This window comes from Geobacillus sp. Manikaran-105 (assembly GCF_002809955.1).
Lineage (GTDB): Bacteria > Bacillota > Bacilli > Bacillales > Anoxybacillaceae > Geobacillus > Geobacillus thermophilus.
Genome location: NZ_PIJG01000015.1, coordinates 38,952 through 52,618, shown reverse-complemented (window position 1 = coordinate 52,618; position 13,667 = coordinate 38,952). Strand labels below are relative to the sequence as shown.

The window sequence follows — 13,667 nt, the reverse complement described above, 5'->3', positions numbered from 1 at the left end:
CTATTCTACCAGAAAAAAGGGCGATTCTTCTATATTTGAGGCAAAAAAGTGGGGGCTGATCCCAAAACGCATTCGCGTTTTGGGTCAGCCCCTTTTTTTTACACCTTATACAAATGACAGTCATCGTGCACAAAAATGCAGTTTTTTCCCGTCTCTTTTGCCATATAAAGCGCGGCGTCGGCTCGTTTGAACAGCTGTTTTGCATCCTCGCAGCCTTGGCGCTCCCACCATGACACGCCGCACGAAACGGTCACCGTCGGAATCGTTTGTTCTCTGACTTTTTCTGTGATGCGGCGGGCAATCGAAATGGCGTCAGACAGCGGCACTTTCGGCAAATACACCGCCAGCTCTTCCCCGCCCCAACGCGCCGCCACATCGCCATCGCGAATGTTGGCGCGCACCGTCTCAGCCACTTGGACGAGCACCCCATCGCCCGTTTGATGGCCGTACACATCGTTGATTTGCTTAAAGTTGTCAATGTCAAACAAAATGAGCGCCCCGGATGCATCGGATCCCATGGATGTTTGGATCACCTCGTCCAAGTAACGGCGCGTATGCAGCTTTGTCAAATAATCGGTGACTACCATCTTCTCGAGCTCTTCGCGCAGCATCGCGTTCATAAACGCCAGCGTTGAATGTTGAACGAGGGATTCCAAGAGCTTAAACATCTCAAACGTAAATCGGTATGGCTCGCTGGCGAGCGCAATGCACAGTCCCTTCGTTTCCTTGTTTTGCTGCATCGGCGCCGCCATGATGGAACGAAACGAACCGAAAGCGGACACGCATACATCACCGGCAAATAAAATGTCATTTCCGCTTTGGCGCCGCTTTTCCACCCATTCGATATAGGGCTCGGACCGATGTTCGAAAAAAAACGGCGTGCTGCCTGGCAAAAGCTCCCGCTTGCCGTCGGCAAACAAGAAAAAACCGACTTCATCCGCGCCGAACGATTGTTGGATTTGCGATACCATGTACTCAATGGCTTCATGAAGCCGCGGCCGGGCGTTCAATTGGCGCATTGTGTCGTTGATCAGCTGCAAATCGGCGACAAGCCGGCGCGACTGTTCATACAACTTGGCGTTCTCAAGCGCGCTTCCAGCCGTGCTCGCCAGCAGCGAAATAAAATGAATCTCTCGTTTTGGAAATGGCGCAGCGTATGGGGCGATAATTTCAATCACCCCATACACCGCCTGCACCCCTTTAATCGGGGCGTACAGCACCGAGCGCGGCGGCGCCTCCATCTCCTCGCATTGCACTTGTCCAGTCAAAAACGCCCGCAACGCCGCCGTCTGTTTTTCCCTTTCATCCAATACAAGCGTTTTAATCGGCAAATTTCCGCGCAGATGGTTGTCATGCGACAACAGAAGGTGGTAGGTGAATGATGGATAGACGTTTTGCAGCGTGCGGATAATTTCTTCAAGCACAACATCGATATGCATCGAGGAATGAATTTTTGCGGCAAAGTGATGCAGCTGTCCATACCGTTTCTCTTCGCCCTCTCCTTGCAGCACCGCGCTAAGTTTCCGAAACAATCGCGCCAAATCCGTCTGGATCTCCCACAACAACCGCTCGTCAAAACCGCCATCTTTTCGATACATCAGCTCGACCATCGCCGGCGTCTCATCGGAAAGCATGAAAAAGAGCCGGGCCGCCATATGCGGCCCACCGGCATCGACAACAGCGACTTTCCGCTCTCCATCAGCCGCGATCGGCCCAGCGTCCGGCGTCCCAACCGCGGCCGCTTCCGGATAAAAGGCAGCCCGCACCGGGTCGTACAAATAAAAAACGGCTTGCTCGAGCGCCAGCTCTTCTTTTAGCAGCGCGAGCAACTCGCCCGCCGCCGCCGAAAACGGCCCATCATCCTGAAACGCCAAAAACCAGTGGAAAAATTTTTGTTTAAACGATTCATACCGCTTCATTTCTTCCTTGTTCATCGCCTTTTCCACCCAAACCGGCATCATCATTCCAAACGCGAGAATGGGATGACAATTTTTTTCTAAAAATTGCATCTTTTATTATATCATACGAATAGCGAAGAAGGGAAACAAAATGTTGACTTTATCCTCTAAAAATCATATAATAGCCTTTGTGTAAAATATAGCAGCCTTTGTGCCCACCTTTATGGTCCATTTTGTTCCTCGGCCCGCCGAGGTGCATCGTGTAACTCTTAGCTGCGAGAGCGAGGATGCATGAAAACGAAATGGCCATAATTGTTGGCGCACATCTGCTTTTATTTTACGGGAATAAAAGCGTAAGGAGGAGCAACGAATGGCTCGTTATACTGGCCCAATGTGGAAAATTTCCCGCCGCCTCGGCATCTCGTTGAGCGGCACGGGGAAAGAATTGCAAAAACGTCCGTATCCGCCTGGCCAACATGGTCCGGGGCAACGGCGGAAATTGTCGGAATATGGCTTGCAGCTGCAAGAAAAACAAAAGCTGCGCCATATGTACGGCGTGAACGAACGCCAATTCCGCAAAACGTTTGAAGAAGCGGGCAAAATGCCGGGCAAACACGGCGAAAACTTCATGATTTTGTTAGAATCGCGCCTAGACAACCTCGTCTATCGCTTAGGGTTGGCCCGCACGCGCCGTCAAGCCCGCCAGCTCGTGACGCACGGCCACATTTTGGTCGACGGCAGCCGCGTCAACATCCCGTCGTACCGCGTCAAACCGGGACAAACGATCGCCGTTCGCGAAAAATCGCGCAACTTGCAAGTGATTAAAGAAGCGCTCGAAGCGAACAACTACATTCCGGATTACTTGACGTTCAATCCGGAAAAAATGGAAGGAACGTACACCCGCTTGCCGGAACGTTCCGAACTGCCGGCGGAAATCAACGAAGCGCTCATCGTCGAGTTCTACTCGCGTTAAGGCGCAAAAAAGATCCGAAATGCCGATGCATTTCGGATCTTTTTTCTTAGGCGTAGCGAATCAAATAATACTTTTTCTTCCCGCGGCGGATGACCGTAAACCGCCCCTCAAGGCGGTGTTCAGCCGTTAATATGGCTCCGACGTCTTGAAGGCGCTCGCCGTTGACGTAAATGGCGCCGTTTTGGATGTCTTCGCGCGCTTGCCGCTTCGATGGCGAAATGCCGGCAGAAACGAGCAGCTCGACAAGCGGAACGTCGCCTCCTTCATGAACGAATGACGGCACATCTTTGAACCCTTGCTCAATTTCCGCCGCTGTCAAATTGGCAATGTCGCCGCTAAAGAGCGCTTCAGAAATGCGAATCGCTTGCCTGAGCGCCTCTTCGCCGTGCACGAGCTTTGTCACTTCCTCGGCAAGCGCCTTTTGGGCCGCCCGCTTCTCTGGGGCCTCACGAAGCTCTTGTTCAAGCGCTTCGATTTCCTCTTTCGACAGGAACGTAAAGTACTTCAAGTAACGGATCACATCGCGGTCATCGGTGTTGATCCAAAACTGGTAAAACTCGTACGGCGATGTTTTCTCTTTATCGAGCCAAATCGTGCCGCTTTCCGTTTTCCCGAATTTCGTGCCGTCCGCTTTCGTCACAAGCGGGATCGTCAAGCCAAACGCCCGCGCCTCGCCTTTCGTTTTGCGAATAAGCTCAAGCCCTGCCGTGATGTTGCCCCATTGGTCGCTTCCGCCGATTTGCAGGCGGCAGCCTTCTGTCTCGTACAACTTCAGGAAGTCATACGCCTGCAGCATCATATAACTGAACTCGGTAAACGAAATGCCCGTCTCGATGCGCGATTGCACCGACTCTTTCGCCATCATGTAGTTGACGCTGAAATGCTTGCCGACGTCGCGCAAAAACGTAATGACATCCAGCGGCCCAATCCAGTCGTAGTTGTTTTTGATTTTCGCCGGATTGCCGTCCGCTTCAAAATCTAAAAAGCGGCCGAGCTGCTCTTTAATACGCGCGCTCCATGCCTCGACCGTCTCTTTGGCATTGAGCGTGCGCTCGCTTTTTTTCCCGCTCGGGTCACCGATTAATCCTGTCGCCCCACCGACTAGGGCGATCGGCCGGTGCCCCGCCTGCTGGAAGCGGCGCAGCGTCAAAATGGCAGCCAAGTTGCCAATATGCAAACTGTCCGCCGTCGGGTCAAACCCGCAGTAGAGCGTCACCCGCTCCTCATTCAACAGCTTGCGCAACCCGTCTTCATCCGTCGTTTGGTTGACGAGCCCGCGCCATTGCAATTCTGCAAGCAAATCCATGTCCTTCACCTCTCTATGAATGTCACGAAAAAGAAAACACCCGCCCGTGATGAAGGGGCGAGTGTCGAACCGCGGTACCACCCTACTTAGAAAGCATGACGCTTTCTCGCTCATTTGGATAACGGCGCCGGCCGGCGGATGGCTACTAGGTGCCAAAACCGTTCGCCATCGCTGCTCAGGGAGGTAATTCGCGCCTGCCTGTGGGCTGGCTCGCACCGTCCGCCAGCTCTCTGCACCAGGGAGACAGCCGCTACTTGTTCCCGTCATCGCTTTCTCATATGAAATATATACATTTTTTTATCATAGCGATGCACTCGCTGTCAACCCTAACGCTTTTCGCACAAACGGCGAAAAATCGGCAAAATTCCACAATGACATCCCTTTCCTATGGTATACTTATACATAATGATCCACCACATAGGGGGGCCGGCATGAAACGAAACCAACTTTCCTTTTCTCTCGAAAAAGCGTGGCATTATTTTTCACTTACATACGATGTTGTTTGGAACGTCATCTTGATTTTGCTCATCGCCACACTCTGCCTTGTCTGCTTTGCCATCGGCGCGGGAGCCGGCTATTTTGCCTTTTTGGTCAAGGATATGCCCGTTCCCTCGCCCGACGAGATGAAAAAGGAGATTTACAGTTACGGCGAAACGAGCCATATGTACTTTGACGGCGGCGTGTATTTAGGGCGATTCCGGTCCGACCTTGACCGCGAGGCGGTGCGCCTGTCCGACGTGTCTCCGTACGTCGTGCAAGCCATCATCGCGACCGAAGACGAACATTTTTATGAACATGACGGCGTCGTTCCGAAGGCAGTCATCCGCGCCATGTTTCAAGAGCTGACGAACTCGCCGGTCAAAAGCGGCGGGAGCACGCTTACGCAGCAGCTCGTCAAAAATCAACTGCTGACAAGCGAAGTGTCGTTCGAGCGGAAGGCGAAAGAAATGCTGCTTTCGCTTCGCCTGGAGAAATTTTTTTCCAAAGAGGACATTTTAGAGGCGTATTTAAACGTCGTTCCGTTCGGCCGCAATTCTTCGGGGCGCAACATTGCCGGCATCCAAGCCGCGGCCCAGGGCGTCTTTGGCGTCAACGCCAAAGAGTTGAATCTCGCTCAAGCGGCGTTTTTGGCCGGACTGCCGCAAAACCCGTTCGTCTACACCCCGTTTGCCGCTGACGGCAGCGTCAAACCGGACATCTCGGCGGGCTTGAAGCGGATGAAAACGGTGCTTTACCGGATGAAGCGGGCCGGCTATATTTCCGAAGGGCAGTACAAGGAAGCGCTTGCCTATGATGTGGCGAAGCATTTGGCCGCCCCGAAGCCGTCGCCGTTTGAACGGTATCCGTTTTTGACGATGGAAATCGAGAGACGGGCAAAAGACGTGCTGGCGGAAACGTTCGCCAAGCGCGACGGCTATAAGCCGGAAGAGCTGAAGCGCGACCCCGCTCGTTCCCGCCGCTACCTCGGCGAGGCGGAAAAAGCGCTGCGCCAAGGCGGATATCGTATTTACACGACGATCGACAAGAATATTTATGAGCAGATGCAGCGCATCGCCGCTCGTTACGCCTATTACGGCAGCGACAATGTGTATTACACCAAAGACAAGAAAACGGGAAAAATGGTCGCCCATCGCCAACCGGTCGAAGTCGGGGCGATGCTCATCGAAAACAAAACCGGAAAAATCATCAGTTTCGTCGGCGGCCGCGATTACAAGCGCGAACAGTTGAATCACGCCACCCAAGCGCACCGTTCCAACGGGTCAACGATGAAGCCGCTCTTAGTATACGCGCCGGCGATGGAGATGGGCGTCATCCAGCCAGGCACCATCATTCCCGATCTCCCGCTGTCGATCGGTTCGTATACGCCGAAAAACGCCGATGGAAAGACGCATGGCCTCGTGACGGCGCGTGATGCTTTGCGGTGGTCGTACAACATCCCGGCCGTGCGGACGTACAGGCGAATCCAATCGAAACAGCCGGTCGACTATTTGCGCAAAATGGGGATCACAAGCGTCTCAAAGCAAGAAGAGGCCAACCCGGCCTTGGCGATCGGCGGGACGCACATCGGCGTCACCGTCGAAGAAAACGTCAACGCCTATGCGACGTTTGCCAACTACGGGTCGTTCGTCGATGCGTACATGATCGAGAAAATTACCGACAAGGACGGAAACATCATCTACCAGCATCAAACGAAGCCCGTTCCCGTCTTTTCCCCGCAGACGTCGTACTTGATGATTGACATGATGCGTGATGTGCTTAATGGCGGGACCGCCTCTTCAGTGCGGCGCTACTTGACCTTCTCCGCCGACTGGGCCGGAAAAACCGGAACATCCCAAGACAAGCGCGATTCGTGGTTTATCGCCGTCAATCCAAGCGTCACGTTCGGTGTTTGGGTCGGCTACGACCGGCCGGCGCCGCTTGAGTCGCGCTACAAAGGGCTTTCCTACAGCCAGCGCACCCAGCTGTTATGGGCGCGGTTGATCAATGCTGCCTATCAAGAAAACCCGAAGCTCATCGCTCCGCCGAAGCGGTTTCTCATGCCAGGCGGCATCGTCCGCCGCGCTTACTGCGCCGCGAGCGGCTTCAGCCCGTCAGAGACGTGCCGGCAAGCCGGGCTCGTCCGCTATGATTTGTACAATACGAAATTTACCCCAAAAGAGGGGGAAGAGAACGATTTAACCGAAGGCCGGTTTGTCATCATCGACGGACGCCGTTATGCGGCGCTCGAGACGACGCCGGAAGAATTTGTCACGCGCGGGGTCATCGCCAATCCGGACGTGCTCAGCGAGTGGGGGATAAGCGATGCGGACTGGGCCAGCGCTGATTTTGCCGCCGCCCCCTTGGAAGACAACGGGCGCGATCCGGCCTCGCCTTCCGTCCGTCTAAACGGGGGCCAACTCGTCTGGAGCGGCCGCAGTGAACGCGATGTGATCGGCTATCGCGTCTACGAGCTTGACCATACAGGGGGGCGCCGCGTCGTCGCTGTCATCAAAAGGGGAGAGGCAACGGCTTTTTCCGCCCTCAAACCAGGAGCAGCATATTGCGTCACCGCCGTGGACATTGCCGGCCGCGAATCGGCGCCGTCAGCCTCCGTCTCCCTGCCGTCGGCCGCGCCCCACGAACCGCCGGCGCAGAAAGGGGATGACGCCGGAAACAACAGGCAGCCGCCGGCTGACGGAAACAATGCGGCCAATGGCAACACGCAGCCGCCGGCCTCGAGGTAAAGATAAAGAGGGTGTCCCAAACGTTCGGGACACCCTTTTGCCTTGCTGTATATAGCGGGCACATGATATTCCGCCCGGTTGAAGGGGCGCTGCCGTTTCGGGCCAGCCCCTTGCGGAAGCGCACGTTGTTCCGGTCTCCGCGCCAAAAGCGCATTTCTGTACGAAACGGATTGAGGGACATAGAAGAAAGGGGCCCTGACCGTGCCGGGCCCCTTATTGTTCAGTCTTCCATCGTCGACAAATCGCCGGTCGGCAAGTTGAGCTCCCACGCCTTTAGGACGCGGCGCATGATTTTCCCGCTCCGCGTTTTCGGCAGCTTGTCGCGGAACTCGATCTCACGCGGCGCGGCGTGGGCGGCGAGCCCTTTTTTCACGAACTGGCGGATGTCTTCTTTCAGCTCTTCAGACGGCTCATAGCCTTCGCGAAGCGCGATGAACGCTTTGATGATTTCCCCGCGCACCGGGTCCGGCTTGCCGATGACGCCGGCTTCGGCCACGGCCGGATGCTCGACGAGCTTGCTTTCGACTTCAAACGGCCCAACGCGCTCGCCGGATGTGTTGATGACATCGTCAACGCGGCCTTGGAACCAGAAGTAGCCGTCTTCGTCCATGTACGCCGAGTCGCCCGAGACGTACCAGTCGCCGATAAAGTACGATTCATATTTTTGCGGGTTGTTCCAAATCGTTTTCATCATCGACGGCCAGCCTTTTTTGATGGCCAAGTTGCCCATCCGGTACGGCGGCAAGACGTTTCCTTGGTCATCAATGATCGCCGCCTCAACGCCCGGAATCGGTTTCCCCATCGATCCCGGCTTGATTTCCATGCACGGGTAGTTGCAAATGAGATGGGCGCCCGTTTCCGTCATCCACCACGTATCATGGATGCGGCGGCCGAACACTTTCAGCCCCCAGCGGATGACTTCCGGGTTGAGCGGCTCGCCGACGCTCAAAATGTGGCGGAGCGAGCTTAAATCGTATTTTTTCACGACTTCATCGCCGGCGCCCATCAGCATGCGGAACGCCGTCGGCGCGCTGTACCAGACGGTGACGCCGAAGTCTTGGATCGTTTGATACCAAGCATCCGGGCTGAAGCGGCCGCCGACGATGACGCTTGACGCCCCGCACAGCCATGGGCCGAAAATGCCGTACGACGTTCCGGTCACCCAGCCCGGATCGGCCGTGCACCAGTAAATGTCGTCTTCTTTTAAGTCGAGCACCCATTTCGCCGTTTGATAGTGCTGAATCATCGCGTTATGGACGTGCAGGACGCCTTTCGGCTTGCCTGTCGAACCGGATGTGTAATGCAAAATCAAGCCGTCCTGGCGGTCGACCCATTCGATGTCGAAGTGCTTGCTCGCCTCGTTCATCCGCTTTTTCAAATCGATGTACGGCCCTTCTTCGACAACGCCGTCGCCGACCAAAAAGACGTACTTCAACTCCGGCAAATCGCCGACCGGCACGCGCGGCAGAAGCTCCGGCGTCGTAATGATCGCCTTCGCCCCGCTGTCTTCGAGGCGGTCGCGCACCGCTCCTTCCATGAACGCCTCAAACAACGGTCCGACGATGGCGCCGGTTTTAATGATCCCAAGCACCGCAAAGTACAGTTCCGGAGAACGCGGCATGAACACGAACACACGGTCGCCCTTCTGAATGTCCGCCGCCTGTTTTAAGACGTTCGCCACCTTATTGGACATCTCTTTCATTTCTTTGAACGTATATTTCTCATTCCGCACCGCATCCCGGTAGTAAAGCGCCACTTTATTTTTACGGAACGACTCAGCATGGCGGTCGATCGCCTCGTACGCCATGTTGACCCGTCCCGTCTCATACCAAGAAAACGCTTTCTCTGTTTCCGACCATTGAAACTGTTTATATGTTTCTTCGTAGTTTTTCAAATTGTAGTCCCCTTGTATGACAGGAAGCCGTTCTGTGTTCATTCTCCGATCCCCCTTATGTAAGTGATTACATTTCTATTATAGTCGATTGAAAACCATTTCTCAATTTTTAAAATATTCCTTGTCCCCACTTTTTTGAAATTTTTTTGAACCGCGCCATCCGGCGCCATTTTTATGTATAATGGAAGCAGAACGACCAATTCAGGTGGTGGACGAATGGAACATAAAAAAACGTATAACGCCAAAGAGCTGAAAACCCCGAAAGGAACGCTCCTCATCGAAGGGCCGGTGACGCCGGAAGCGTTGGCCAGCTACGAATTCCACCATGACCTCACTTCCTTCCGCCCGCCTGCCAAACAGCACAAAGCGTTGATCGAAATCGCCAAGCTGCCGGAAGGGCGGATCATCATCGCCCGCCGCGGCGAGGTGATTGTCGGATATGTGACGTTTTTGTATCCCGATCCGCTTGAGCGTTGGTCGGAAGGGAACATGGAAAATTTGCTCGAGCTTGGCGCCATTGAAGTCATTCCGGAGTTCCGCGGGTTTGGCGTCGGAAAAAATTTGTTGATCGTCTCGATGATGGACGACGCCATGGAAGACTACATCATCATTACAACGGAGTATTATTGGCATTGGGATTTAAAAGGCACGGGGCTGAACGTATGGGAGTACCGAAAAGTGATGGAGAAAATGATGAACGCCGGCGGGCTCGTCTGGTATGCGACCGACGACCCGGAAATTTGCTCGCATCCGGCGAACTGCCTCATGGTCCGCATCGGCAAACGGGTCGACGCCGAATCGATTCAACGGTTCGACCGGCTTCGGTTTATGAACCGCTACATGTATTAAATGAACTCCAGGCCTGCCTGCCGAAAAGCCGGCCGTCGGTTGAACAATCGCAACATATGCGAAAGAAACGGGTGTACGGACGGATGGCTTCGGCCGTTCGCTGCATACAAGGCGGCGGCCGCGGGCGAAACGACGCGGGCTCGCCTGCGGCTGACAGCCGGCCGATCATGCATGAAATGACAAAGGGGAGAGGGAAAGCATGATTGTCGAACAAATCATGAAAACGCGGGTGGTGACACTCCGTCCCACGAATACGATCGCCGAAGCGCTGCAGCTGCTCAGACATCACCGCATCCGCCATCTGCCGGTCATCGATGAAAGCGGGAGATTGATCGGCCTTGTGACCGATCGCGATTTGCGCGACGCGAGCCCATCCATTTTCCATCTTCATGAACATCTGGAAGACTTGCAAAAACCGGTCAGCACGATGATGAAAACCGACCTCATCGTCGGCCATCCGCTCGATTTCGTCGAGGAGGCGGCGGCGCTCTTTTACGAACACCGAATCGGCTGCCTGCCGATCGTCAACCATGGGAAACTCGTGGGCATCATCACGCAAACGGATTTGCTCCGCACGTTCATTGAATTGACCGGCGTTCACCAGCCGGGGTCGCAAATCGAGATCAAAGTGCCGAACGAGGCCGGCATGTTAAGCAAAGCGGCGGCCATCATCAGCGAGCGCCATGTGAACATCGCCAGCGTCTTGGTGTATCCAGCTCCGGATCCGAATGAGAAAATTCTAGTCTTCCGTGTGCAGACGATGAACCCGCTTCCGTTGATCCGCGATTTGCAAAACGCCGGCTATCGCGTGCTATGGCCGAACTTGCCGGGGGTTACGTCATGAGCGGAAACTGCGCATTCGTCTATAGCGAGCAATTTCTTCAGTACAAATTTCATGATAACCATCCGTTCAACCAGCTGCGGGTCAAAATGACATACGACTTGCTTTGCACGCTCGGCTCGCTCGAAGACCGCCAGATCGTCGCCCCGCGCATGGCGACCGATGACGAGCTCGCACTCATTCACGACCGCTCCTACATCGAGGCGGTGAAAGCGGCCGGGCGCGGCGAACTGTCGGAAGCGGCGGCGCAAAACTACGGCCTTGGCACCGAAGATACGCCGATTTTCCCGAACATGCACGAGGCGAGCGCCCTCTTGGTTGGCAGCACGCTGACTGCTGTCGACGCGGTTCTTTCCGGAGCAGCCGAGCATGCCCTCAACTTGGGCGGCGGCCTGCACCACGGCTTCCGCGGCAAAGCATCCGGCTTTTGCGTCTACAACGACAGCGCGGTCGCCATCCAATACATCCGGGAGAAATACGGACTGCGCGTGTTGTACGTCGACACCGACGCCCACCATGGCGACGGGGTGCAATGGGCGTTTTACGACGATCCGAACGTCTGCACGTTTTCCATTCATGAAACGGGGCGCTATTTGTTCCCAGGGACCGGAAATGTCAACGAGCGCGGCTTAGGCGCAGGCTACGGCTATTCGTTCAACATTCCCGTTGATGCGTTCACGGAAGACGAATCATGGATCGCCGCCTATACGACCGCGCTTCGGGAAATCGCCGACTTTTTCCGCCCGGATGTCATCGTGACGCAAAACGGCGTCGACGCCCACTATTACGATCCGCTCACCCATTTGTCGGTGACGATGAAAACATACCGCGCCATTCCGAAGCTCGCGCACGAAATCGCCCATCAATATTGCGGCGGACGCTGGATCGCCGTCGGCGGCGGTGGGTATGACATTTGGCGCGTCGTGCCGCGGGCGTGGGCGCTCCTTTGGCTCGAGATGACCGGACGCGCCGACGTATCGGGCCCGTTGCCGGATGAGTGGCGCCAACGCTGGCAACCGCTTTCACCCGTCGCGCTTCCGCTTGAGTGGGACGACCCGGATGACTTGTATCCCCCGATTCCGCGCAAAGCAGAGATCAGCGAAAAAAATGCGCAGACGGTGGAAAAAGCGTTGTATTTCATCCGCAGCCAGCGGCCGGCACGGTGACCGGCCGGCCGAACCGCCCTCCAAATTCAGAAACAATAGGCGAAGGGGGCTGCTTTTTATGGGCGCCATCGAGCCGGTTCGCGCCTGTTGGCGGCGCATGGGAAACGCAAACGAGAGCGCCTCGGCGGGCGCGTTCGGAGGAAACGCGAAAAAGGCTGATCCGAAAACGCTCCGCGTTTTCGGATCAGCCTCGCTCCTTATTTCGTCGATTCCCGCACTTCAAGCCGGTGCGGCAAGACGACGATATGGTTGTCGACTTTCTCCTTGTTCATGTACTTCGTCAGCAGCCGCATCGCCACCGCTCCGATGTCGTACATCGGCTGCACGACGGTCGTCAGCCGCGGCCGCACCATCGTCGCAAGCCTTGTGTTGTCAAAACCGACGACTTCCATCTCTTCCGGCACGCGCACGTGATGGTCTTGGGCGCTGTGGATGATGCCGAGCGCCATTTCGTCCGTGCCGGCAAACACCGCCGTCGGTCGTTCGGCAAGCTCCGCGATTTTCTCATACGCTTCCAAGCCGGAGTCGTATGAATTGTCGCCCTCAACAACCAGCTCTTCGTCATATGGCACCCCGCGCTCTTCCAACGCGCGCCGATAGCCAGCCAACTTCCGCTGGTTGATCGGATCGTCGGTCGGACCGGTCACATACGCCACACGGCGGTTTCCTTTTTCTAGCAAATACATCACCGCTTCAAACGCCGCCTGCTCATAATCGATGTTGACCGATGGAATCTCCTCCGGTCCGACCGTCGCCGCCAGCACGATCGGCACCGATGATTTTTGAAATTCGGCGACGTGCTCTTCGGTGATGATCCCGCCCATAAACAACAGGCCGTCCACTTGCTTGGCGAGCATCGTGTTGAGCAAATGCAGCTCTTTTTCTTTGTTTTGGTCGGAGTTGCTTAAAATAATGTTGTATTTGTACATCGTTGCAATGTCTTCAATGCCGCGCGCCAGTTCGGCGAAGAAAATGCTCGAAATATCCGGGATGATCACCCCGACCGTCGTCGTTTTTTTGCTCGCCAACCCCCGCGCCACTGCATTCGGGCGGTAACCGAGCCGCTCGATCGCTTCCAACACTTTTTTTCGTGTCGACGGCTTGACGTTCGGGTTGCCGTTCACGACGCGCGAAACAGTCGCCATCGAGACGTTCGCCTCCCGCGCCACGTCATAAATCGTTACGGTCATTCCGTTCACTCCTTTTCACTCAACCGGTCAAATTCCGAATGTATGTACAACCATCATACGATACATTATCGCCAACTCGCAACGAAATCGCAACCATTTTGCCGGTTTGTTCACAAACCGTTCACCAATAGTTTGCCCGAAACCGCGCCATTGCATGAAAAGGAAGCCGCTGTTTCCCCATGTTTTGGCGCTGGGCGCCAACTGCCCCCAGTGCAAACGAAACCACGCCGGACAGCGCGATTCGGTTGCCCTATCATGCCGCCAACCCAACCGTCCTCCATTTCCCGCCTCGACCACAGCCTGCTTCGCACTGCCTCAAAAACAAA

General features: G+C 55.4%; 9 protein-coding genes and 1 other annotated feature. Of the genes, 5 read left to right on the top strand and 4 right to left on the bottom strand.

The window, feature by feature from the left end:
- Positions 1-98: 98 nt before the first annotated feature.
- Positions 99-1,958 carry a sensor domain-containing diguanylate cyclase gene (locus tag CV945_RS06590; protein ID WP_198518484.1) on the bottom strand — a complete coding sequence of 620 codons (1,860 nt, stop codon included), beginning with the start codon at positions 1,956-1,958 and terminating at the stop codon, positions 99-101.
- A gap of 310 nt (positions 1,959-2,268) precedes the next feature.
- Between CV945_RS06590 and rpsD the strand changes: the two genes are divergently transcribed.
- Positions 2,269-2,871 carry a 30S ribosomal protein S4 gene (gene rpsD / locus CV945_RS06585; protein WP_011232276.1) on the top strand — a complete coding sequence of 201 codons (603 nt, stop codon included), beginning with the start codon at positions 2,269-2,271 and terminating at the stop codon, positions 2,869-2,871.
- Between the two features lie 46 nt (positions 2,872-2,917).
- Here rpsD and tyrS read toward each other — a convergent pair whose 3' ends face one another.
- Complete coding sequence (gene tyrS / locus CV945_RS06580; protein ID WP_033025991.1) at positions 2,918-4,177, bottom strand: tyrosine--tRNA ligase; 1,260 nt, start codon at positions 4,175-4,177, stop codon at positions 2,918-2,920.
- 50 nt (positions 4,178-4,227) lie between these two features.
- Positions 4,228-4,453, bottom strand: a binding site (T-box leader).
- Positions 4,454-4,608: 155 nt separating this feature from the next.
- On the opposite strand from tyrS, the gene CV945_RS06570 reads away from it, so the two are divergent.
- Complete coding sequence (locus CV945_RS06570) at positions 4,609-7,401, top strand: transglycosylase domain-containing protein (protein WP_100659397.1); 2,793 nt, start codon at positions 4,609-4,611, stop codon at positions 7,399-7,401.
- 220 nt (positions 7,402-7,621) lie between these two features.
- Here the strand turns inward: CV945_RS06570 and acsA are convergent, their stop codons facing one another.
- The gene (gene acsA, locus CV945_RS06565; RefSeq protein WP_063330125.1) at positions 7,622-9,337 is read right to left on the bottom strand and encodes an acetate--CoA ligase; all 1,716 of its coding nucleotides are present in this window, start codon (positions 9,335-9,337) and stop codon (positions 7,622-7,624) included.
- 174 nt (positions 9,338-9,511) lie between these two features.
- Between acsA and CV945_RS06560 the strand changes: the two genes are divergently transcribed.
- The 3 genes from CV945_RS06560 (at position 9,512) to CV945_RS06550 (ending at position 12,151) form a co-directional block, all read left to right on the top strand.
- Positions 9,512-10,144: a GNAT family N-acetyltransferase gene (locus CV945_RS06560; protein ID WP_011232281.1), complete on the top strand. Its 633-nt coding sequence runs from the start codon at positions 9,512-9,514 to the stop codon at positions 10,142-10,144.
- 199 nt (positions 10,145-10,343) lie between these two features.
- Positions 10,344-10,988, top strand: coding sequence for an acetoin utilization AcuB family protein (locus CV945_RS06555; protein ID WP_100659396.1), 645 nt, complete (start codon positions 10,344-10,346; stop codon positions 10,986-10,988).
- On the top strand, positions 10,985-12,151 hold the full coding sequence (locus CV945_RS06550) for an acetoin utilization protein AcuC (protein ID WP_100659395.1): 1,167 nt from the start codon (positions 10,985-10,987) through the stop codon (positions 12,149-12,151). The genes CV945_RS06555 and CV945_RS06550 overlap by 4 nt, the downstream gene beginning before the upstream one ends.
- A gap of 197 nt (positions 12,152-12,348) precedes the next feature.
- Here CV945_RS06550 and ccpA read toward each other — a convergent pair whose 3' ends face one another.
- Positions 12,349-13,341 (bottom strand): catabolite control protein A, encoded by a 993-nt coding sequence (gene ccpA / locus CV945_RS06545; protein WP_100659394.1) that lies wholly within the window; start codon positions 13,339-13,341, stop codon positions 12,349-12,351.
- Between the last annotated feature and the right edge of the window lie 326 nt (positions 13,342-13,667).

Bases quoted from the DNA above. Each gene is read 5' to 3' on its own strand.
- ccpA (WP_100659394.1), bottom strand. From the start codon at position 13,341: ATGACCGTAACGATTTATGACGTGGCGCGGGAGGCGAACGTCTCGATG.
- acsA (WP_063330125.1), bottom strand. From the start codon at position 9,337: ATGAACACAGAACGGCTTCCTGTCATACAAGGGGACTACAATTTGAAA.
- tyrS (WP_033025991.1), bottom strand. From the start codon at position 4,177: ATGGATTTGCTTGCAGAATTGCAATGGCGCGGGCTCGTCAACCAAACG.
- CV945_RS06550 (WP_100659395.1), top strand. From the start codon at position 10,985: ATGAGCGGAAACTGCGCATTCGTCTATAGCGAGCAATTTCTTCAGTAC.
- CV945_RS06590 (WP_198518484.1), bottom strand. From the start codon at position 1,958: ATGCCGGTTTGGGTGGAAAAGGCGATGAACAAGGAAGAAATGAAGCGG.
- CV945_RS06570 (WP_100659397.1), top strand. From the start codon at position 4,609: ATGAAACGAAACCAACTTTCCTTTTCTCTCGAAAAAGCGTGGCATTAT.
- CV945_RS06555 (WP_100659396.1), top strand. From the start codon at position 10,344: ATGATTGTCGAACAAATCATGAAAACGCGGGTGGTGACACTCCGTCCC.
- CV945_RS06560 (WP_011232281.1), top strand. From the start codon at position 9,512: ATGGAACATAAAAAAACGTATAACGCCAAAGAGCTGAAAACCCCGAAA.
- rpsD (WP_011232276.1), top strand. From the start codon at position 2,269: ATGGCTCGTTATACTGGCCCAATGTGGAAAATTTCCCGCCGCCTCGGC.